Here is a 19,398-nt window from a genome sequence, read left to right on the forward strand (position 1 = left end):
CGAGCCGGTTGGGGCGGCCCCGGCCGGATGACCGGATCGTTCCGGTCCCGGCCCCGATCATGCCTGTCGGCCCCGGGTACGCCCTGGTCACACTGGTGGACATGAGACGAGCCCTGATCGTGATCGATGTCCAGGAATCCTTCCGCGCCCGCCCCCAGTGGGAGCAGATCGCCAACCCCGAGATCGCCGAGCCGGTGAACCGGCTCGTGCGCATCGCCCGGGACAACGGCGACCTGCTGGTCTGGGTGCTGCACACCGAGCCCGGCAGCGGCGGCGTGTTCGACCCGGCAGCGGGCCACGTCCGGCTGCTGAAGGAACTGGAGCGGCCGCTGCCGGAAGAACCCGTGCTGTACAAGACCTCGCACAACGCGTTCACCACCACCGACCTGCAGCAGCGGCTCACCGAGGCCGGGGTCGGCGAGCTGTGGGTCTGCGGGATCCGTACCGAGCAGTGTGTCGAGACCACCGCCCGGATCGGCAGCGACCTGGGCTACGAGGTCGTGTTCGTGGCGGACGCGACCACGACCGAACCGATCGGCGACCTCAGCGCCGAGGCGATCACCGAACGCACCCTGGCCGTCCTGCGGGGCCGCTTCGCACGGATCGCCACCGTGGACGAGCTGGCAGCATCACCGCTATGACCCACGTCGTCTTCGTCCTCCTGCCCGAAGTCCACCTGCTCGACCTGGCCGGCCCGGCCCAGGCCTTCTCCACGGCAGGGGCCTTCGGGCAGCCGTACGACCTCGACTACGTCGCCGAGGAACCCCGGATACGCAGCGCCCAGGGCCTTTCGCTGACCGCCCGCACCGACTGGCCCGAACTCGGCCCGGACGACCTCGTCGTGGTCCCCGGGTGGAGCGCGCCCACCCTGCGAGGCGGCCCCCGCATCAGCCCCCGGACCGCCGGGCGCCTGCGCGCACACCACGCCGCGGGCGGCACCGTCGCCAGCGTCTGCGCCGGAGCGCAGGCCCTGGGCCAAGCCGGGCTCCTCGACGGCCGCCGCTGCACCACCCACCACCAGCTCCAGGACGAACTGGCCGCCCGCCACCCCCGGGCGAGCGTGGTCCGCGACGTACTGTTCCTGGCCGACGACCGGATCGTCACCTCCGCGGGCATCGCCAGCGGCATCGACCTGGCCCTGCACCTGCTGGCCACACGCCACGGCCCCGCCCTGGCCGCCCAGGTGGCACGCGAAATGGTGATCTACACGCGCCGCAACGGCAACGAACCCCAAGCCAGCGCCATGCTCCGGCACCGCAGCCACGTCGACGACACCGTCCACCGCGTCCAGGACCTGATCGACACCCACTACGCCACGCCGCTGCCCCTCACCCGCCTGGCCGCCCACGCGGGCGTCAGCCCCCGTACGCTCACCCGCCAGTTCTCCCGGGCCACCGGCGGCCTCACTCCGCTGCGCTACCAGCAGACGCTGCGCCTGGAGCGGGCCGAACACCTGATCAGCCACGGCGCCACCGTCGAGTCCGCGGCCCGTCAGGTGGGTTTCGAGGACGCCCGCATGGTGCGCCGGCTGCGGTCCCGGCCCGCCTGACGACACCGGCGGACCGGACCGGCCCCGACCGGGCCCGACGGCCCGGCCGGGCGAGGCGGTGCGGCCGGCGCCCGTCCGCGGCCACCGGCGGCCCCACCACCCACCCGCGCACGAACGGCGCCCCCTCGGCCCACGCCCCGACACCGGTCCGGGCCAAGGGCCCCGACGCCGGTGGCCGGGCCGGCCACGCGGCTCGCCGGAGCCGCGACACCCTCGATCCGGCCAATGTCGAGGTCCGTCTCATCCGGAACGCCGCGCTGCACGGAAGAGGTGGTGAACACGAACAGTGCCGCGCGCCACGAGGAGACCGGTATGGCCGATTCCACCGATCGCGGAGCCACGTCCGCCGATCGCGAAGCCACGTCCGTCTGGGACTACCCGCGGCCGCCCGCCGTGCTGCCGGACGACCGCCTGGTCCGTGTCGAATGCGGCGGCCGTGTGGTGGCCGAGACCAGACACGCGGTCCGGGTACTGGAGACCAGCCACCCTCCGACGTTCTACATTCCCCCCGAGGACGTCCGCTCGGAGCTGCTCTTCCTCACCGAGGGCCGCACCTGGTGCGAGTGGAAGGGCAGCGCCCGCTACTGGGACGTGATCGTCGGTGACGAGGTGCGCAGCCGGGCCGCCTGGAGCTACGCGAGCCCCGAGCCCGCGTACACGGTCCTGAGGGACTACTTCGCCTTCTACGCGAGCCGTGTCGACCGCTGTCTCGTCGGCGGCGAGGAGGTGCGGGCCCAGGAAGGGGACTTCTACGGCGGCTGGATCACCGAAGACGTGCGAGGACCCTTCAAGGGCGCGCCCGGCACACAGGGGTGGTGAGCAGAACCCGCGGCGACCACGCGCCCCGCGCCGGCAGGGCTCCCCGCATCCCGGCGGAGTCCCCGTTGCCGCCGCCCCTTCGCGCCCTCGGGACGCCCGGGCCCGTCCAGGCCGGCCCCGGGCTCGTCTACGCTGGCCCAGTGGGGGGCGGGCCGTGGCGACGATGGGGCGGACAGCCGGTGTGGGCGAGATGGGCCCTCGCGGTGTACGTGGTCGGATTCCTCGTGGGGACGCGCACGCACGTCGTCGACGTGGCCCGTGACGGCATCCACGCCTACGCGATGTTCCCGCAGGTGCCCCTGCAGGTGTTCTTCACCGGCCTGGTGGTCCTCGATCCGCTGGTCGTCGTGCTGGTGGGACTCGCACGGCGAGAGGGGATCGTGCTGGCGGGCGCCGTGACGGCGCTGGACATGTGCGGCAACTGGTGGGGCAACCGGCACTGGCTGCACGACGACCCCTCACAGCTGATACCGCTGCTGCCCCTCACGCTCTTCGGACTGTTCGTCGTCGCGTCCGCGCTCCCCCTGCACCGCGCGGCCGCCAAGGCGGCGGGCGGGCCCGGGACAGCCCGGCCGTCCCCCTGATGGGCGCGGCCCGACCGGCCTCGCGGTCATGGACGCGGCCGGGCGGGCCGCGGACTTCCCCGCGGTCGCGCCACATCCCGGAGACCCGCCTGGACAGCGAGGCCGGAGCCGCTACGGCTCGACCGGCCGCAGCGCCGGCCCCCGGCGCCCGCGACCCGCGAGCGACGACGGCCCGGAACCACTGCTCCCCGGACGGCGCCCGAGCTTCCGGCCCCCTCCCGGTACCGCTGCGACGGTGCGCGCGGCGCAGCCGCTGCCGCGGGTGCGCGCAGGTCCCGGATCGCACGGCGGCGCACCGGCTGCGAGCCGGAGCCGTGCCTGCGGAGCCGATCGGCCGGCTCAGCGGACCCGGTCGTGGACGAGGGCCAGCGTGCCGTCCTCGCCCGCGGTCTGACGGACCGGTGTCCACCGCCCTGCGGGCAGAGCGCCGTCGAAGAGGCGGGGGCCGCCGCCGAGGAAGACCGGGAAGATCGTGAGCGCCAGCCGGTCGACCCTGTCGGCCGCCGGCAGCGCCTTGATGACGCTCGCGCTGGAGAGCACGAGAACGTCCCCGCCCTCGGCTGCCTTCAGGTCCCCGGCCACCTCGGCGGGACGACGGCGTGAAGGACGACGGCGTGAAGGGCGACGGCGGGGTGGAGCCGGCACCCGGGAGCCGTGCGGGGCCCGTCTTCATGACGGCCGTCCCGCAACCTCGTCCGGCCGCCCGCCGGACGAAGCCGGCACCGGGCCCTGCGGCGACCCGCCCGCACCGCACCGCACCGCTCCTGCCCGGGCGCCTCGGGCGCGTGGCCCGCCGGCCGGGAGACGACACGGGGCAGCAGCTGGTCCACGGGTACGGCCAGGTGCAGTTGGAGCAGGCGATGCGGGAAGAAGAACCCGCTGTCCGTGCGGTGGACGAGCACCCGCTAGCACATGCTCCCCGCGTTCGGTGAGGGTCCGCGCCAGCCAGGTCAGCCAGGTCAGGGTCCGCTCCGCAGCCGCGTCCCGGCACGGGCGCTCGCGGCGCAGGCACTCCCGTACATAGGCGTCGAAGATCCGGTTGCGGCGTTCGGTGAGGTTGCCCGGCACGCGCAGGTCGTCCGCGCGCCTGTTGGCGTAGGTGAGGCGGATGAACCCCCGCACCATCGGCGACTGCAGCAGGGGCCAGAGGTCCGGATCCTCCTCCAGGGCGACGTGCACATCCGCGAGGGCCTCACGGTCGGCGGCGAGGTAGTTCTGCACGTCCTGCCGGCTCGGGGGCTGGATCTCGACGTAACGCCGGGCGCGGAGACCGAAAGCCAGACGGCGCAGGTCCGCCTCGTCCGTGCGGCAGCCCACGGCCATGCCGGGGCAGACGCGCCGCAGCCGGCGCAGTTCCGCGACGCATGTGGACCGGTCCGGCCTCGGCCACCTCGTCCAGGCCGTCCAGCACCGGGAGCAGCCGGTGCTCGCTCAGCCAGGTCCGCACCAGTGCACCGGAGACCCCGTACTCCCGGCTCATGGCGCTGACCAGCCAGTCCTCGGCGGGCTCGCCGCGGTAGGTGTCCAGGCGAAGGAACACCGGGACATGCGGGAGACCCTGGTCGTCGCCGCCTTCCAGTACCTCCATCGCCAGCCGGTGGGCGAGCCGCGCCAACTGGGTGGTCTTGCCCATGCCCGGCCTGCCCAGGACCACCAGGTCGTCGGTGTCCTCGTACAGTGCGCGGATGCTCGTCACCAAGGTCGCCGTGGCCTGCGGTTCGGCCCGCCGGGCGCGTCTGCCCCGGCGGCCACGAGCGAGGCCCTCCTCCCGGCGTTCGGTGAGGATCAGGAACCTGGGCCGCAGGTAGTGGTGGACCTCGGCCGGCCGGAGGTGTTCGCCGGTCCGGTCCCTGACCTCCTTGACCAGCTTGCGGCGCAGTCGCATCGCGTGCCTGTCCCGGGAGATGCGCCTGTGCCAGGTGAACGCGAGGACCACCCAGGCCACAAGGGTGCGGGTGAGCCGGCGCAGGGGATGGCGGCGCAGGGGACGGATCGGGCCGGGCAGGGGCCGCGGCCCGCCGCCCGCCGGCCCCGGACCCCATGAGTCGCCGCCGTCCTCGTCGTCGACCCCGGGCAGGGGCAGGAGGGACTCCTCCGCTTCGCCGGGCGGCGGGTGTTCCGCATCGGCCCGCCGCCACCGCGGCTCCCACTCGGCGGGGTTCCCGCGCAGCGCCGCCACCAGGGACAGGAAGGCCTTCAGCGACGGACGGCGTTTGCCCGAGAAGCACTCCGAGACGTAGGACGGGCTGAGATGGGCCGCGTGGGCCAGCGCGGTGACGGTGGGGCGCTCGGCCGGGTCCAGCTCTTCGTAGAGCTCGTCGTGGACCCCGCGCATCAGCGTCACCCAGGGCCGTAACCCCGCTGGAGCCGCGCCCGGCTCGGGGCGTCGGGGCCCCCGGGGCCGGAAGCCGGCGGGTACTGCCATCAGCTCTCCTCGTTCGCGAGCCGTTCATGTGCGTTCACGCGTTCACAGCCTCCCGACGTCCCTGGCGAACAGGGGTGCGGCGGGCCTAGAACGTTGTCGGCGGGGCCCGCCGCCGAGACCTTCTGCGGCCGGCTTCCGGGCCCTGCGGCCCGCCCCGGAGTACTCATCCTGGCCATCAAGAACGCCACGTGTACGGCCAACCGCCATGCTCCGCCGCTTCGTTGGTGGATCCGCCGAACTCCGGCCCCGTCCGGGGAGCGGGCGATCCACCGCCGTTCGTCCACCGTTTCGAGGAGTTCGCACACATGAACGTTCCGCGTCTTTCCGCCTCCCTGGGCGGCCTGTCGACAGCCGCGCTGGGGGCACTGGCCAGTGCCCCCTGGTGGGCGGCCGCGCCCTTGGCCTTCGCGAGCCTGCTGGTCCTGCGGGCCGAAGCACTCGTCCATGCCCGCAACGAGGCCCGCCGCGGTGTCCAGGAGCACCGGCTCCTGGCCCGGACGCCCCGCCGCCAGGCTCTCGCGTACCTGCAGGAGACCAGGCGGGGTCCTCGCACCCCGGCCACCACCCAGCCCCGGCCCCAGCCCGAACCCGAGCCCGGGGCTGGGGCGGGCGGCGGGACGGCTGAGGGGGAGGCCGTCGTCTCCCCGAGCGCGATGCGTGCGTATCCACTGCTCGGGTCCACTGCTCGGGTCCACTGCTCGGGTCCACTGCTCGGGTCCACTGCTCGGGTCCACTGCTCGGGTCCACTGCTCGGGTCCACTGCTCGGGTCCACTGCTCGGGCACGGGGCCGGCGCGACGGCGGCGCAGATGCCGCGCCGCGCAGCGCCGTGCCGTGCTGCCTCGTCTCGTCTCGTCGGTGGAGGCGCGGATGCCACCGGTGAGGGGGCCCGCTCCAGCAGAGTTCGGCCGGACTCGGTCGGTGACCGACACGGTGACCGCCACCCCGTCAGCAGCCCTGGTGTCCGACGATGACCTGCCCCTGGGCGGCCGTCGACGCAGCTCCCGCCGCCGGATCCCCCGCTCATGGCCGCCCTGCTTCGCGCGTCCACCGGAGTGAGAGCGATCGCCGCGACGTCGTGGCCTGGTGCGTCGACCCGTCCCGAGAAGCGGCCCTGAAGCACCATGAGGCGCGGTGAGACGCGGCACGTCGGCCAACGGGTGAGCGGGCAAGGAGCGGAACGGACATGGATGTGGCCAGCATCGGCATCAGCGGGACCACGGCCGACGCGCTGATGTACCTGTGGTTCTTCCTGGTCGTCCTGTCCTCGGCCTACGTCGCGTACGACGCCTTCACCAAGAATCCCGAACTCACCGTGATGAAGTGGGGCTGGGTCCTGGTGACCCTGTACATCGGCCCGGTCGGCGCCGCCATCTATGTGCTCTCGTGCAAGGAACCCCGGCCGGGAGCCCACGAGCGGTTCGTGGCGCCGCTGTGGAAGCAGGCGCTCGGATCCACCATCCACTGTGTGGCCGGGGACGCCACCGGCATCATGATGGCGGCGGTGATCGCGTCGTCGATCGGCCTTGCGCCCTGGGCCGACAGCCTGACCGAGTACATCGTGGGTTTCGGCTTCGGGCTGCTGGTCTTCCAGGCCCTGTTCATGCGCGACATGCTCGGCGGGAGCTACGTCCGGGCCGTGCGCTCCACGGTGTTCGCGGAGTGGCTGTCGATGAACTGCGTGATGGGCGCCATGGTGGCGGTGCTCGTGATCATCCGGAGCCATGTGCCCGGCACCGACGATGTCGCCGACGTCGGTTTCTGGGCCACGTTCTCCCTGGCCGTCCTGGCCGGTCTCGCCTTCGCCTATCCCGTGAACGTCTGGCTGGTGGCGAACCATCTGAAGCACGGTATGGGAACGGTACGGGCGTTGGGACAGGGCGGTGAGGCGGTGCCCGGGGCGCCGCCCGCACCGGCCCCGGCCGTCACCGCCATGGCCATGCCGCAAGCCGAGGTGACCCGAGAGCAGAAGGCCGCCATGGCGACGCTGACCGTCGTCTTCCTCGCCTCCGGTGTGCTGCTGGCCGCGATCTTCGGACAGCTCGGCTGACGCCGGCGGCGGCACCCCCCCCGGACGGGCCGACGCGAGCGCCGGCCCGATCGGTGCGCGGCGGTCGGGCCGGCCCGGGACCCGGCGGCGGGCGGCCCCGGTCCTAGCGGCCGGCCGTCGGGCGCCACTCGCGGCGGAGGAGGCCGAAGACCCAGGAGTCGGAGACGTCGCCGTTGACGACGCAGTCCTCGCGGAGGGTGCCCTCGCGGACGAAGCCGAGCTTCTCCAGGACCCGGGCGGACGCCACGTTGCGGGTGTCGGTCTCGGCCTGGACGCGGTTCAGATCCAGGGTGTCGAACGCCCACCGCAGGACGGCGTGCGCGGTCTCCGTGGCGTAGCCGTGACCCCACGCGGCCGCGTCGAAGACGTAGCCCAGTGACGCGCTGCGCGAGTCCGGGTTCCAGCCGGTCAGGCCGCACCAGCCGAGGAACGCGCCGTCGCGGACGTGGTCGACGGCCACCCGCGCGCCCGTGCCCTCCTCCTCGATCGTCCGGCAGGCCGCGATGAAGCGCTGGGCGCGGGCCGGTTCGGTCCACGGCGGGGAGTCCCAGTAACGCAGCACATGGGCGCTGCTGTGCAGCGAGTAGAGCGGCGCCGCGTCGGCGTCGGTGAACGGCCGCAGCCGCAGGCGGGCGGTGTACAACTCGGGGGTGGGCAATGCCATGCGGAACATCCTGCCGCGTCGCGCCCGCCCCCGGCCATCAGGGGAGCACGCCGCACCGTTCCCGTCCGTACTCCGCCGCCCCCTGCGCCGCCCCGCCCTCGCGCCGGGAGGACGGCCGCAACCACCGCCTGGCCGCCTCCACCGCCCTCATCGGCGGGTGCCTCCGGTACACCGCCGCGGCCGCACCGCGGACCGGGGGCCCAGCACTCAGCCGCGTTCGCCCATCGGGTGCAACTCGGCGAACTCGTCGGCGAGTATGCCCATCACGACGAGATCATGGTGTCGGCCGGCAAGGAACACGTGATCTCGCAGGCGCCCCTCCTCGACGAAGCCGAGGCGGCGGTGCAGGGCCAGCGACGCCTCGTTGTGCGCGAAGATCCGCGCCTCGCACTTGTGGTACCGCCGCTCGGCGAACATGAATCGCAGCAGCATCACCACGGCTTCCGCCGCGTAGCCCTTGCGCCGGTGCCCAGCACCCATCGTGATGCCGTACTCGAACCGTCCCGCCCGCGGATCGGCGTGGTGCGAGCCGACAGCCCCGACGTTCTGCCCCGTGTCCACGGCTTCGACGGCCAGCGTGAAACAGTCGTCACCGAACTCCGCGACGGCCTGCTCCTTCGCCCAGACACGGAACCTCTCGGCGGACCGCGGCGGCTGCAGCAGGTCTCCCGACCGCTCCTCATCGACGGCGAAGCCCTCGAACGCCCTCCAGTCCTCGGGCTCGATACCGCGCAGACGCACCCGCTCACCAGTCCAGTACGAAGTCATCCCCTATTCGATCACGCCGCGCCGCGAACCGAGCCGGCGTGGGCGGACAGGGGCGGACCCGCGACGTCGTCCGGGCCGCCGCCGTCGACGCGGCCGTGTGCCGGCAGGGCCGCTGGTCGGCATCCGAGCCTTCGTGGATGCTTCATCCGTGATCGAGCGAGAGACCGCGATTCGTGTCGTCGAGGAGGAGCTGGACCGCGAGGACCAGAAGTGGGCGGCTCTGGGCGTGGACCCGGTGCGCACCCGAGTGACGCGCGTGAAGGAACACGAACTGGTCTGGAAGGTCTACTGGCAGTCCGAGGAACACGCCCGCACCCAGAACCCCTCCGCCATGCTGATCGGCCACGGCCCCTACCTGGTCGACCGCATCGACGGCGGGCTGCACAGCATCGGCGTCCTCTCCGAGCTGCAGGGGGCCTGGGAGGCCGACTACCGCGTTCGCATCCGCGGACTCGCCATGCGTACCCCTGTGGACGATCTGCACGACGAGATACGCGAAGCGGCCGCCGCGCGAGGCCGCGTGCCGGCGGTGCGCGTCCTGCGGCACAGACTGCCCATGCTGTCTCCGCCGCAGGCCCTCGAATACGTCCATGCGTTACTGCGCACCGACCCCCCGGCCCACCTCGTGGCTGTCGCCGTCGAACAACTCGTCGAACCCCTGAACCCGGTACTCGCCGTGCACACCATCCGCCGGGGAAGGCCCGGATAGGAGCCCTCCCGCGGACGTCCGCCGGAGGTTCGGCGTCAGGGCCTGCCGGCGTCGGCCGTACCGCTGCCCGCGACGCTGCACCGGTGAACCATGACCTCGCTGTGCGGGACGGCGACCGTCCGCAGGCCGACCGCCAAGCGGGGGCGATCCACGACGAGTTCTACGAGCGCTACCCGGAGCCGGACGATGTCGTCGCGCCTGCGGTGCCCGGCATCGTGGCCGACGCCGACGCCGACGCCGACGCCGACGCCGACGCCGACGCCGACGCCCTCGTGGCGCGACACCCGCACGATGCCGGCCACGGCGCCGTACGGGCGTCACCGCCGGTCATCGACGAGGCCTCGGGCCCCATCGGATACCTGCTCATCTCCTGCGGCAGGGCTGAGGAAGTGTCCGCGTACGCGGCCGCGTCCGAGTACGCGGCCGCACCGACTCGTGAGCACGGCCTCGTCTGCTTCGATCCGCAGGGGGAACGCCTCCGGCCGTGAGTCGCCGCGCACGTCCCGACCGGTCAGGACGTCGGCGATGCTCCGGTGAGCGACATCCAGGCGCCAACCGTCCGGCAGTGCGAGCCTCTCGCCGTGCTCGCGGCCACCGCCTTCACCCCCTCGACGGCGCACGGCCTCCCACGATCTCCCGCACCGGCATCAGCCCGGGACACGGCCGGCCCGACCGGCCGGACCAGGGCGCCCCGGGTGCCTGGGCGCCCACCGGCCCGGCGTCTCACACCTGGGCCGGAACCCTCCCACCCGCCTGAGCGGCTTCACCGTCCGCGGCGAAGTGCGCGCCGTCCCCCTGAGCGGTGTACATCACCGAGCCCTGCTGGTCCGTCCTGACGGCAGCGCTGCTCCTGACGAGCTTCTCCAGGGTGTTGCGTACGGACTGCACCGAGGTGGCCCGGTCCGGATGTTCCTTCGCGAGGGCGTCATGGACCTCGCGGGCCAGGCGCGGCTCTCCGGGAGTCCTCGACAGGACGTCCAGGACCAACTGCCGCAGGGCCGGCTGCTTCGGCTTGCCCGCCTCCGGGGCCGAGGAGCCCGTCGCGCGCGCGGCCGCCTTCCTCGCGGTGGCCTTCCTCGCGGGAGCCGTCTTCCTCTGCCCCGTCTGCTCCGTGGCAGCCGTCCCCTTCCGGGCGGGCTTCTTCCCGGTCGCCTTCTTGCGGGTGACCTTCTCAGCAGCCGTCCTCTCCACCGGTGGCGTCGCGTTGCCCGCGGTCCGCTTCCGCGCGGCGGACCCGGACTGGGCCGCCTCACCGTGATCCTCCTGCCGGGGCGAGGGAACAGCCGAAGCCTCGCTCGCCGCACCGGACGCCCCACCCGCGGCGTCACCACCCGCGGCCCCACCGGCGGCGACGGGCAGCGACAGCGACGCCTGCCACTTGACCAACCACTCCTCCTCCCGCTGCAGTTCCTCGAGCTGCTGCCGCAGACCGGCCTGCTTCTCGCGGTTGACCACGAGGTCTCCTGCGCATCGCTGCGCCCACACGCTCTGGATGGGGGTGGTGTTCTCGGGCTCCTTGGCCATGGCGGCACGCTCCTTGTACCTGAGGGGTTGCTGCCGGATGCTACCCACCCGCACACGACGGATGTTGCCGTCCGACGCGAAGGCCACCCGCTCGTGAACGGCCGGGGACGAGCCACCGGGGGAGCGCGGCACCCACACGAAGCCTTCGCCTCGGCTGCCCGTTCGCTTCCGCGGCCCCTCACACGGTTGCGGCGTGATCACGGTTCAGCCTGTCGACAGGACCGGCCTTCACCCAGGCCCTGACGTGTGATCAGATCAGCCGGTACCGGCAAGTAGCGGCTCGGGGAGGGCCGTGGAAGAGGGGGACGGTGTGATGCCCGGTGTGGCCAGTGAGACGAGACAGCCGTGCCCGGACTGCGGCGCGGAGATCCGCGGCGACAGCCGGTTCGCCCTCTGGTGCGCCGCGTGCGACTGGAACGTGGACCCCGGGCAGCCCCAGCCGGACGGGGGACCACTGGACCGGGCCGTGCGGGCCGCGGCCCGGCGGCACGGGCAACGGCTGCTCGCGGAGATGCTGAGCGGGCAGGCACTGCGCCCGCGGCGCGACGCCTCGGCGGTCGCGGCCACCGCGCTCGCTCTGATCGTGCACGGTGTCACCCTCGCGCTTGCCGTCGGCGGTGTCTGGTGCGTGGTGGCGGGCTGGGGCGGCGTCGGCGTGGTGGCGGGCGTGGTGCTTCTGGTGCTCTTCTGGGCGCTCGCCCCGAGGGTGCGCCGACCGCCCGAGGACCGGCCCGTGCTGTTCCGGGCCGACGCGCCCGAACTCTTCGCCCTGGTGGACGAGGTGGCGCGGGCGGTGGGTACCCGCAGCGTCCACGCGGTCGCCGTGGACGGCAGCATCAACGCGCACGTCATGACCTACGGTGCACGCGGCCGGCGGCTGCTGGTACTGGGCATGCCGCTGTGGGAGGTCCTCACCCCCGAAGAGCGGATCGCGCTCCTCGGGCACGAACTGGCCCACTACGCCAACGGCGACACACGCAACGGCCTCGTGGTCGGCACGGCGGTACGCACCCTGGCCCTGTGGCACCACACCCTCCAGCCGCTTCCGGACCCCTCGGGAATCGAGCTGGCCGTCAACGCCCTCTACGTGCTGCCCCGCCTGGTGGTCCGGGGACTGCTGGTGCTGTTCGTCCGGCTGACGTCGCGGGCCGGGACACGGGCCGAGTACCTCGCCGACCGGCTGGCCGCCCGCACCGCTTCCACCCAGGCCACGGTCGGCCTCATGGACCGGCTGCTCACCACCCACTCGCTCGCCGTCCTGCTGCGCAGCGAGGCCAACCGAGCCGCCCTCGGCGGATCGAGGTCCGCCCGGGAGGCAAAGGCCCGCGCCGACGAACTCTGGGCGCTGCTCACCGCGTTCGCGGCATCCATCCCCGAGCACGAGTACGAACGGCAGCGACGCGCCGGAGCCCGGCGCGGTCACCAGGTCGACGCCACCCACCCGCCGACCCATCTGCGCCGCGCCTGCCTCCTCGCCGGCGAGCCCCTGCCCGCCGCGGTGGTGCCGCAACACCACCGGAGCGAGCGGATCGCCACGGAACTCGCCGCGGCCCGCACCGACGTGGCCAGGCGCCTGCTGCGCGACGGCCTCGTGGACTGAACCTCCACCCGGCCGGTCCGGGTGCTGTTGCGAACAGCACCCGCAGCGGGCGCCTTGCCTCGCACGCCCCCCCGGCCGCACGGGCCGGCCTGCTCCACCGCGTCGACGAAACCACCACCGCCGGCACCCACCTCGTCCAAGGCAGCGGCCTCGACTCCTCCCGGCTGCCCGCCGACCACGACCATGCCGATCCCCAAGACCCCACATGCAAGCCCGGCTGCGCGTCCGCCTCCAGCCAGTGCTCCGGCTGCGGGAACACTGCGGAGGCGCGCCCAGGCCCACTGGCCGCTCAACCGGCCCGGCTGCCGAAAACCACGCGGTGAGGGTCCGCACCCCGGAGGTGCGGCTCACCCAGCGCCGATCACGGGCGTCCTATCCACTGGGCCCGGGGTGACTGACACACTCTTCTCACCACCTTTCGCCGCGGTGGGCCGGGCGGCCTGGTCCACCCGGCTCGAGGACAGCTCGTGATCTGAACGGTGCCGTGAGCGAGCTGGAGCAGGACCGCGGCCGGCGGGACTGCCCGGGCCGTGGCCGAAGGGGTCGGCCTGCTGAGCCGGACGCTGCCGCTCGGCCGGGTCGGCCCGCATCGACCGCAGGCGGCCGTGGCGGCCGTGCACGATGAGGCCGAGGACACCGGAACCACCGATCGGCCCCCAGATCCTGGCCCTGTACGAGCCCCTGGAGCGGTTCGGGCCGAACTCGACGGTCTCCCTCAACCGCGCGGTCGCCGTCGCCATGGTCCACGGCCCGACCGTTGAGTCTCGACCCGACCGCATCGCTGGAAGCCGACAAGCGCATGGCCTGCCACCGTCACCTGCTCGCCACCCGAGCCCACCTCCTCGAATTCCTCGGCGAACACGAGGCCATGGCGGTATCCCGCTGACGTCGCGGATCGACGCCAAGCCCCAACCCTTCACAGAAGGTCAGAGTCGTCCGCCGGCCTAGCGCCGGCGTCAGTCGATCCGTCGTTCGGTGGGGACTGTCGAACGTGCGGGGCTGTCCATGCCTCGTAGAGTGCCGCGAGGGCGGCGGCGATGCCGGCTATCGAGCCTGCCGGAACGCCGAGGACTGTGAGCACCACGCCGGCAGCCAGGATCGAGAGGAAGATGATCACGTCGACGCGGTCCGCGCGCCGGCGTTGATGGTTGCTACCCATGGTGTCCTTCCGTTGGAAGTGGTTCGGTGACCCACCGGCCGGTCGACGACCCTGCCGACCGGTCCCTGCCAGCATTGGCAACCACGTCGAGCCGGCGGAAGGGGAAGAAACGTGCCTTGACAAAAGCGCTGGTCAGAATTGTTGCCTGGGACGGTGGCACTGTGGGTAGCCTCCCCGCATGCCACAGCGGGAGGGTGCCGACGAGCCTGGTGGCGGAGCGCCGTCGCGGGGACGAGGGCGGCCGCGGAAGAGCTTGGACATCAGCGGGTGTGATCCGGTCATGCGTGAGTTCGCCCGGGAGTTCCGAGAGCTTGTGGGGGGTCCGTACAGCACCTCAGGAGCCTTCCTGAGTAACGGTGAAATGTCCAAACTTTGCAGCGGCAAGAGACTCGTGGGTCTCGACACGCTCCGCAGCGTGTTGCAGGCCAAGGCGGCCGAGCCCGAGGACATCGAGTACTGGGAGCTGAGATGGACCCTGGTCTATCAGTACCTGACTGCTTCGGGGAGCAGCGCGCTACCGCGAAGACAGGGTGAGGCGGAAGCAGCCAGCGAGATCGCCACACAGAAGGCCGATCGCATGCGAGCAGTCGCCGAGCTGGCGCAGGCCCGGGAAGACAGCGCTCGTCAACAGGCGCTGCGCGCCGTCGAGCATCTGTTCAGCGAACTTGATCAGTCTTTGCCCAACTCCCGGCGCAAGTCCGGTCACGGCCCGGCGGCATGCTGGTTCGACCTCACCGACTACTTACGCCGGCTGGTTCTACTCTTCACCGACCCCAAGACCCGCTGCAAGGAGCACGAGCGGCAGTCCCTGAGCACGGTGCTCTCCCGTGTGGTCGCTCTGGCCGACATGACAGGTGTCGCAGGGTGGCGGACACTGGCCGAGGAGATCGCAGGAGCCTACGACGAGGCGCACCGTGAGGGCTGGGAGATCATGCCCTCGCCGGGGCCTGAGTTCGCTGATCCCTGCGTCTACTACGTCGACAGGTACTCCGACTTCCGCGCGCAGGCGGGTAAGAGGGCCGCGCAACTGGCCAGGGAGAGCGTTTTCCTGGCCGAGGAGCCAGACGTCCTTCCGCCCTCACCCATCGATCTCGACCGCTACGACCCGCCGCGCAGCCACTACCGACACGCAGCACCCGTCAGTGCCGTGTGCGCCGGCGCTCTGCCCCTCGCATTGTGGATGACGGATGCGCCGCTGAATTGGGCTATGGGCCTGTATTCCCTCGTCGTCTTCTTGGGCATGTGGTTGGCCTGTCTGGTTCGCAGAGTTGAGGCACGCCCCGACCAGGACTGAGGTTCCCCCGAGATGCGGGGAGGGGTGACAGAGGGTCAGATAGGTCTCGTGAGAGGAGACCAGAGGATGCCTGCGCCGAGGAAATACCCGCTGGAATTGCGTGAGCGTGCGGTACGGATGTATCGGACCGCCGAGCCGAAGCCCGTGATCCTCCGCATGGCCGAGGAACTCGGCGTGCACCACGAGGCCCTGCGCAACTGGATCCGCCAGGCTGGGGCCGATGCCGGCGAACGAGGCGACATGCTCACCTCCGCCGAGCGTGAGGAGCTTGCCGCCCTGCGCAAGGAGAATGTCCAGCTCAAGAGGGCGAACGAGGTCCTGCGGACGGCCTCGGCTTTTTTCGCGGCTCAGCTCGACCCGACCCGGCCCAGGTGACCGCGCTCGTCGACGAGCACCCGCACCTGGGGGTCGAGCCCGTACTCCGGGAACTGAATATCCCCTCCTCCACCTACTACCGCTGGCGCCGGGCCGAGCAGGAACCGTGCGAGCGGCGCCGTCAGGACGCCGACCTGACCGGGAAGATCCGTCAGGTCCACGCCGACTCCGGCGGGATCTACGGCTCGCCCCGCGTGCACGCCGTCCTCAAGCGCGAGGGTGTCCACGTCGGCCGCAAGCGCGTCGAACGGCTCATGCGCCAGGCCGGCCTCGCAGGGATCAGCCCCCGCAGGGGCAAGGGCTTCACTCGACGCGACCCGGACGCCGCCCCTGCCCCTGACCTGGTGCAACGCGACTTCACCGCGAACGGGCCGAACCGGCTGTGGGTCACCGACCTGACCATGATCGCGACGCTGGAGGGCCCGCTGTGGCTGTCCGCGATCCGCGACGCATTCTCCCGCCGTGTCGTCGCCTGGGAAACCTCCGCCCGCGCGGACGCGGACCTGGTCCTGACCTCGCTGGAGTACGCCCTGGCCAGCCGCGAGCCCGTCCCCGGCGAGCTCGTCCACCATGCCGACCACGGCTGTCAATACACGTCCGTGAAGCACACAACTGTCCACGGGCCTGGCCCTGCCCGCCCTTTCATAGCGGACGAGACGGAGCGCGGGAGGCGATGTCTCGTCGACGAGGCCCCGCCAGGCAGGGCGAGCTCCCGGCGTCGACGCAGCGTGCGCATTCGATCTAGTGTCGTCAGAGAGTCTTGCGGCTTCGCCTTAGCACCTCAATGCCGGCTTGGTCGGCTTCCTCGGGTGTTCCGCCGAGGTGGTGGATCATGACCCAGCGACCGTCGTCCATTGCTCCGGCGAACAGAGAGGCGTCACGTGTGGCGCCATTGTGCCAGCGCAGGGCGCCTGCCGTCTGCCAGGACGGCGCGGGGGCGCCCAAACTGCGTTCCACGAGGAGTCGTACGACCAATTCGGCGGCCGCCCGGGGGGTGGCCCACAGACCCCCCGCTGGCAGGATCGCGCCGTGCATCGTCCACGGTTGACGGACTCTTCCCAGGCGGCCTCGGGCCACTAGCTGCCTGCCCGGGTCCGGGGTTGCGGTCACTTCGGTGATGTCCAGCGGACGCAGGACGTACTTGGTCACCAACTCCTCATAGGTGGTGCCGGCCGCAGCGGTCAGGGCTTCACCGAGGACGGCGTACCCGAGATTGGAGTACTCCTCCCGTTGGCCGGGCGGGTGAGTGGCGATGGCGTCGAGCCGGTTCAGCAGCTGGTGCACGGTGCGACGGTCGAACTTCGCATACGGATTCCGACGCGAGATGCGAGGTGGCAGGCGCGGAAGGCCGGACGTGTGCTGGGCCAGGTGGAGGAGAGTGATCCCGGTTCCGGAAGTCGCCGGAAGCCATCGCTCAAGGGGGTCGTCGAGCGCGAGCTTCCCGGCCTCGGCCATGCAGGTCAGCGCGGTGCCCGTGATGACCTTGGTGAACGAGCCGATCTCGACAAACCGGTCCACGGCATGACCGTCACTGACTGCCGGTGGAGCGGCGTTGCTCAGGACACAGGTGGGGATACGGCGCACCGCGGGCCTTTCTCGAGCGTGCTGGCTTTCAACTGTTGCGGGGTGGCACGGCACATGCAGCGGTGCTTCCTGGCATGCGGTGACGGTTGCGTGACACGCAGCGGTACACCGCGCGGGCGCAGGTGCGCATCACGGGGAGCGCGATGATGGCCGCAACCGCGCGGTAGGCACGGGAGGGTGAGGAGTTGAGGAGACGTTGTCACGTTGTTGGGTGTGCGAGAGCCTGATGGCGTGCCAGCGCGAGGTCGGCTCGGGTGTCAGCCTTGGGTCAGGCCGTTGCGGCCACGCCGACGGCTCCGGTGACGTGGTCCCAGATGGCGAAGCGGATGGTCATTTCGGCTCGGTGGTCGGGAGCGGCGAGCAGGTGGCGGTGGGGTCGGAAGTGGGTTGAGATGCCGCTGAAGGCGGACAGGAATCGCTGGGCCGCGCCGACGCTGCGGAAGCCTTTCATCGCGCGTTCACGCTGCCTAGTGGGCTGGTGGCTGTTTTCTGCCCGGTTGTTCAGTCCCTTGTGGGAGCGGTGCTCGACGGAGGGCATGACCTCGCGGTGGGCGGCGCCGTAGGAGCGGAGCTTGTCCGTGACGACCAACCGCGGCACCGCGCGTGTCTTCTTCATCAGACGGCGGAAGAAGCGCTTGGCGGCGGCCGTGTCCCGCCGGTTCTGGACGAGGATGTCGAGGACGTTGCCGTCCTGGTCGACGGCCCGCCACAAATACTTCGGCTCCCCGTTGATCCTGACGAACACCTCGTCCAGGTGCCACTTCTCCCCAGGCCGGGGCCGACGGCGGCGCAGTCCGTTCGCGTAGGCCTGGCCGAACTTGACGCACCAGCGGCGCACCGTCTCGTACGAGACGATCACGCCGCGTTGGAGCATCAGCTCCTCGACCTCGCGGAAGCTGAGCGGGAAGCGGAAGTACAGCCACACGCACTGGGAGATCACCTCGACCGGGTACCGGTGTCCCCTGTACGACGGCGACGTACTCCTCACGGACGACCCCTCCCAGCCTGATCAACCAGAAGATCATCCCACCCGCTCAGCCAACGTGACAGCGCCCCACGCAGCTCAACGCACCAGGGCCCGGCTGACCCGCAGCGGCAGACGGGTGGCCGCCTGCAGCCCGTCCGGGTCGTGGAACAGCAGCGGCTCCTGGGTGGACGGGGACACGGCGAAGTCGGGATAGCGGCGCAGCAGCTCGGTCAGGGCCACCCGCGCCTCCAGCCGGGCGAGCGGAGCGCCCAGGCACACATGGGCGCCCTTGCCGAACGACAGATGGCGGTTGGGCCGGCGGGTGATGTCGAAGGTGTCTGGGTCGGGGAAGGCCTCCTCGTCCCGGGCCGCCGACACCAGGGCGACGCTGACCAGCGCTCCCTTGGGGACGACATGACCGCTCAGTCGGGTCTCCCGGGCCGCCCGGCGGTCCAGCCAGATCAGCGGCGACCGGTAGCGCAGCACCTCCTCGATGGCGGAGGGCAGCAGTTCCGGATCCGCGCGCAGCCGTGCAGTGGCCTCGGGGTGCTCGTCGAAGCAGAGCACGGCGTTGCCGAGGAGGGCGCTGGTGGTGAGGAACCCGGCGATCAGTAGCAGACCCAGGAAGCCCACGATCTCCTGGTCGTTCAGCCGCCGGCCGTCGGCCTCCGCCCGGATGAGGTCGTGCAGCAGGCCCGATCCTTCGACGGTCCGGTGACGCCGTACATGGCCGCCGAGGTAGTCGTTCATCTCCCGGATGGCCGGAGCCATGGCGGCCACGCCCTCCTCGCTGCGGATCGCGTCGACCCCGTTGTCCACCAACAGGGCGTACGCCCACTTGCGGAAGAGGCCGTGGTCCTCGCGGGGCAGCCCCATCACCTCGGCAATGACCGTCACGGGCAGCGGATGCGCGAGGTCGGCGACCACGTCCATGGTGTCGTCGCGGGCGTCGGCGGCGTCCAGCAACTGTCGGGTCACCTCCCGGATCCGGGGCTCGAGGTCCGCCACGAACCGGGGGGTGAAGGCCTGGCTGACCAGGCTGCGGAGCTCCCGGTGTCGGGGCATGTCCATGTTCTGGAAGTTGCCCTGCTGGAACGCGGAAAGCTCCTCCACCGGGGGCATGAACTCGCTCATGTCGTTGGAGAACGTCTCGGAGTCCTGCATCACCCGCAGTCCGTCCGCGTAGCGGAACACCTGCCACCGCCCGGACACGGGGTCGTGACTGACCGGCTCGTCACGGCGCATGCGCGCGTAGTGGGCGAGCGTGCGCCGCATGGCGTCGGGGAAGTGCGGGCCGTCCATTAGCGAGGTCTCCTCGTGCCATCGGG

General features: G+C 71.8%; 21 protein-coding genes. 12 read left to right on the forward strand and 9 right to left on the reverse strand.

Features of this window, described 5'->3' with window-relative positions; genetic code table 11:
- Positions 1 to 101 precede the first annotated feature (101 nt).
- The 4 genes from MXD57_RS22160 to MXD57_RS22175 all read left to right on the forward strand — a co-directional run bounded on the left by MXD57_RS22160 (position 102) and on the right by MXD57_RS22175 (position 2,952).
- A complete protein-coding gene (locus MXD57_RS22160) occupies positions 102 to 641 on the forward strand; it encodes a cysteine hydrolase family protein (protein WP_250403504.1) in 540 nt (179 codons plus the stop codon).
- The gene (locus tag MXD57_RS22165; RefSeq protein WP_250403505.1) at positions 638 to 1,549 is read left to right on the forward strand and encodes a GlxA family transcriptional regulator; all 912 of its coding nucleotides are present in this window, start codon (positions 638 to 640) and stop codon (positions 1,547 to 1,549) included. Before MXD57_RS22160 ends, MXD57_RS22165 begins: the two co-directional genes overlap by 4 nt.
- 312 nt (positions 1,550 to 1,861) lie before the next feature.
- Entirely contained in the window at positions 1,862 to 2,368 is a 507-nt protein-coding gene (locus tag MXD57_RS22170) for a DUF427 domain-containing protein (RefSeq protein WP_250403506.1), read from the forward strand.
- Positions 2,369 to 2,508: 140 nt separating this feature from the next.
- On the forward strand, positions 2,509 to 2,952 hold the full coding sequence (locus MXD57_RS22175; RefSeq protein WP_250403507.1) for a hypothetical protein: 444 nt from the start codon (positions 2,509 to 2,511) through the stop codon (positions 2,950 to 2,952).
- Between the two features lie 339 nt (positions 2,953 to 3,291).
- On the opposite strand, the gene MXD57_RS22180 is transcribed toward MXD57_RS22175, so the two are convergent.
- Together MXD57_RS22180 and MXD57_RS22185 are read right to left on the reverse strand one after the other, a co-directional pair.
- Positions 3,292 to 3,534, reverse strand: coding sequence for a dihydrofolate reductase family protein (locus tag MXD57_RS22180; protein ID WP_250403508.1), 243 nt, complete (start codon positions 3,532 to 3,534; stop codon positions 3,292 to 3,294).
- A gap of 610 nt (positions 3,535 to 4,144) precedes the next feature.
- A complete protein-coding gene (locus tag MXD57_RS22185) occupies positions 4,145 to 5,377 on the reverse strand; it encodes a helix-turn-helix domain-containing protein (protein WP_250403509.1) in 1,233 nt (410 codons plus the stop codon).
- A 1,185-nt stretch (positions 5,378 to 6,562) separates the two neighbouring features.
- Here MXD57_RS22185 and MXD57_RS22190 point away from each other — a divergent pair.
- Positions 6,563 to 7,426 (forward strand): DUF4396 domain-containing protein, encoded by an 864-nt coding sequence (locus MXD57_RS22190; RefSeq protein WP_250403510.1) that lies wholly within the window; start codon positions 6,563 to 6,565, stop codon positions 7,424 to 7,426.
- Between the two features lie 103 nt (positions 7,427 to 7,529).
- Here the strand turns inward: MXD57_RS22190 and MXD57_RS22195 are convergent, their stop codons facing one another.
- Together MXD57_RS22195 and MXD57_RS22200 are read right to left on the reverse strand one after the other, a co-directional pair.
- Positions 7,530 to 8,090, reverse strand: a complete 561-nt coding sequence (locus MXD57_RS22195) for a GNAT family N-acetyltransferase (protein WP_250403511.1) — start codon at positions 8,088 to 8,090, stop codon at positions 7,530 to 7,532.
- 207 nt (positions 8,091 to 8,297) lie between these two features.
- Positions 8,298 to 8,858 carry a GNAT family N-acetyltransferase gene (locus tag MXD57_RS22200; protein ID WP_250403512.1) on the reverse strand — a complete coding sequence of 187 codons (561 nt, stop codon included), beginning with the start codon at positions 8,856 to 8,858 and terminating at the stop codon, positions 8,298 to 8,300.
- Positions 8,859 to 9,006: 148 nt separating this feature from the next.
- Between MXD57_RS22200 and MXD57_RS22205 the strand changes: the two genes are divergently transcribed.
- Positions 9,007 to 9,567 (forward strand): YrhB domain-containing protein, encoded by a 561-nt coding sequence (locus MXD57_RS22205; protein ID WP_250403513.1) that lies wholly within the window; start codon positions 9,007 to 9,009, stop codon positions 9,565 to 9,567.
- An 83-nt stretch (positions 9,568 to 9,650) separates the two neighbouring features.
- Entirely contained in the window at positions 9,651 to 10,055 is a 405-nt protein-coding gene (locus tag MXD57_RS22210; RefSeq protein WP_250403514.1) for a hypothetical protein, read from the forward strand.
- A gap of 235 nt (positions 10,056 to 10,290) precedes the next feature.
- Here the strand turns inward: MXD57_RS22210 and MXD57_RS22215 are convergent, their stop codons facing one another.
- Positions 10,291 to 11,091: a hypothetical protein gene (locus tag MXD57_RS22215; RefSeq protein WP_250403515.1), complete on the reverse strand. Its 801-nt coding sequence runs from the start codon at positions 11,089 to 11,091 to the stop codon at positions 10,291 to 10,293.
- Between the two features lie 313 nt (positions 11,092 to 11,404).
- On the opposite strand from MXD57_RS22215, the gene MXD57_RS22220 reads away from it, so the two are divergent.
- Together MXD57_RS22220 and MXD57_RS31835 are read left to right on the forward strand one after the other, a co-directional pair.
- Entirely contained in the window at positions 11,405 to 12,691 is a 1,287-nt protein-coding gene (locus tag MXD57_RS22220) for a M48 family metallopeptidase (protein WP_250403563.1), read from the forward strand.
- A gap of 757 nt (positions 12,692 to 13,448) precedes the next feature.
- Positions 13,449 to 13,577, forward strand: a complete 129-nt coding sequence (locus MXD57_RS31835; protein WP_308290879.1) for a hypothetical protein — start codon at positions 13,449 to 13,451, stop codon at positions 13,575 to 13,577.
- A 30-nt stretch (positions 13,578 to 13,607) separates the two neighbouring features.
- On the opposite strand, the gene MXD57_RS22230 is transcribed toward MXD57_RS31835, so the two are convergent.
- Positions 13,608 to 13,850, reverse strand: coding sequence for a hypothetical protein (locus MXD57_RS22230; protein WP_250403516.1), 243 nt, complete (start codon positions 13,848 to 13,850; stop codon positions 13,608 to 13,610).
- A gap of 280 nt (positions 13,851 to 14,130) precedes the next feature.
- Between MXD57_RS22230 and MXD57_RS22235 the strand changes: the two genes are divergently transcribed.
- The 3 genes from MXD57_RS22235 to MXD57_RS22245 all read left to right on the forward strand — a co-directional run bounded on the left by MXD57_RS22235 (position 14,131) and on the right by MXD57_RS22245 (position 16,355).
- The gene (locus tag MXD57_RS22235; protein ID WP_250403517.1) at positions 14,131 to 15,144 is read left to right on the forward strand and encodes a hypothetical protein; all 1,014 of its coding nucleotides are present in this window, start codon (positions 14,131 to 14,133) and stop codon (positions 15,142 to 15,144) included.
- A 66-nt stretch (positions 15,145 to 15,210) separates the two neighbouring features.
- A complete protein-coding gene (locus MXD57_RS22240; RefSeq protein WP_250403518.1) occupies positions 15,211 to 15,519 on the forward strand; it encodes a transposase in 309 nt (102 codons plus the stop codon).
- A complete protein-coding gene (locus MXD57_RS22245) occupies positions 15,516 to 16,355 on the forward strand; it encodes an IS3 family transposase (RefSeq protein WP_250403519.1) in 840 nt (279 codons plus the stop codon). Before MXD57_RS22240 ends, MXD57_RS22245 begins: the two co-directional genes overlap by 4 nt.
- Here MXD57_RS22245 and MXD57_RS22250 read toward each other — a convergent pair.
- From MXD57_RS22250 to MXD57_RS22260, 3 genes are all read right to left on the reverse strand, one after another.
- Positions 16,270 to 17,037: a serine hydrolase domain-containing protein gene (locus MXD57_RS22250; protein ID WP_250403520.1), complete on the reverse strand. Its 768-nt coding sequence runs from the start codon at positions 17,035 to 17,037 to the stop codon at positions 16,270 to 16,272. The genes MXD57_RS22245 and MXD57_RS22250 overlap by 86 nt on opposite strands.
- Positions 17,038 to 17,371: 334 nt before the next feature.
- The gene (locus MXD57_RS22255) at positions 17,372 to 18,091 is read right to left on the reverse strand and encodes an IS6 family transposase (RefSeq protein WP_250403521.1); all 720 of its coding nucleotides are present in this window, start codon (positions 18,089 to 18,091) and stop codon (positions 17,372 to 17,374) included.
- Positions 18,092 to 18,166: 75 nt separating this feature from the next.
- The gene (locus tag MXD57_RS22260; protein ID WP_250403522.1) at positions 18,167 to 19,372 is read right to left on the reverse strand and encodes a cytochrome P450; all 1,206 of its coding nucleotides are present in this window, start codon (positions 19,370 to 19,372) and stop codon (positions 18,167 to 18,169) included.
- Positions 19,373 to 19,398: the final 26 nt, after the last annotated feature.

It is taken from the genome of Streptomyces cellostaticus, from assembly GCF_023630175.1.
Classification (GTDB): Bacteria; Actinomycetota; Actinomycetes; order Streptomycetales; family Streptomycetaceae; genus Streptomyces; species Streptomyces cellostaticus_A.

Coding starts and splice junctions, on each gene's coding strand:
- MXD57_RS22230 (WP_250403516.1), bottom strand. CDS start 13,850: ATGGGTAGCAACCATCAACGCCGGCGCGCGGACCGCGTCGACGTGATC.
- MXD57_RS22200 (WP_250403512.1), bottom strand. CDS start 8,858: ATGACTTCGTACTGGACTGGTGAGCGGGTGCGTCTGCGCGGTATCGAG.
- MXD57_RS22170 (WP_250403506.1), top strand. CDS start 1,862: ATGGCCGATTCCACCGATCGCGGAGCCACGTCCGCCGATCGCGAAGCC.
- MXD57_RS22195 (WP_250403511.1), bottom strand. CDS start 8,090: ATGGCATTGCCCACCCCCGAGTTGTACACCGCCCGCCTGCGGCTGCGG.
- MXD57_RS22160 (WP_250403504.1), top strand. CDS start 102: ATGAGACGAGCCCTGATCGTGATCGATGTCCAGGAATCCTTCCGCGCC.
- MXD57_RS22220 (WP_250403563.1), top strand. CDS start 11,405: ATGCCCGGTGTGGCCAGTGAGACGAGACAGCCGTGCCCGGACTGCGGC.
- MXD57_RS22190 (WP_250403510.1), top strand. CDS start 6,563: ATGGATGTGGCCAGCATCGGCATCAGCGGGACCACGGCCGACGCGCTG.
- MXD57_RS22260 (WP_250403522.1), bottom strand. CDS start 19,372: ATGGACGGCCCGCACTTCCCCGACGCCATGCGGCGCACGCTCGCCCAC.
- MXD57_RS22240 (WP_250403518.1), top strand. CDS start 15,211: ATGCCTGCGCCGAGGAAATACCCGCTGGAATTGCGTGAGCGTGCGGTA.
- MXD57_RS22215 (WP_250403515.1), bottom strand. CDS start 11,091: ATGGCCAAGGAGCCCGAGAACACCACCCCCATCCAGAGCGTGTGGGCG.
- MXD57_RS22165 (WP_250403505.1), top strand. CDS start 638: ATGACCCACGTCGTCTTCGTCCTCCTGCCCGAAGTCCACCTGCTCGAC.
- MXD57_RS22185 (WP_250403509.1), bottom strand. CDS start 5,377: ATGGCAGTACCCGCCGGCTTCCGGCCCCGGGGGCCCCGACGCCCCGAG.
- MXD57_RS22235 (WP_250403517.1), top strand. CDS start 14,131: ATGCGTGAGTTCGCCCGGGAGTTCCGAGAGCTTGTGGGGGGTCCGTAC.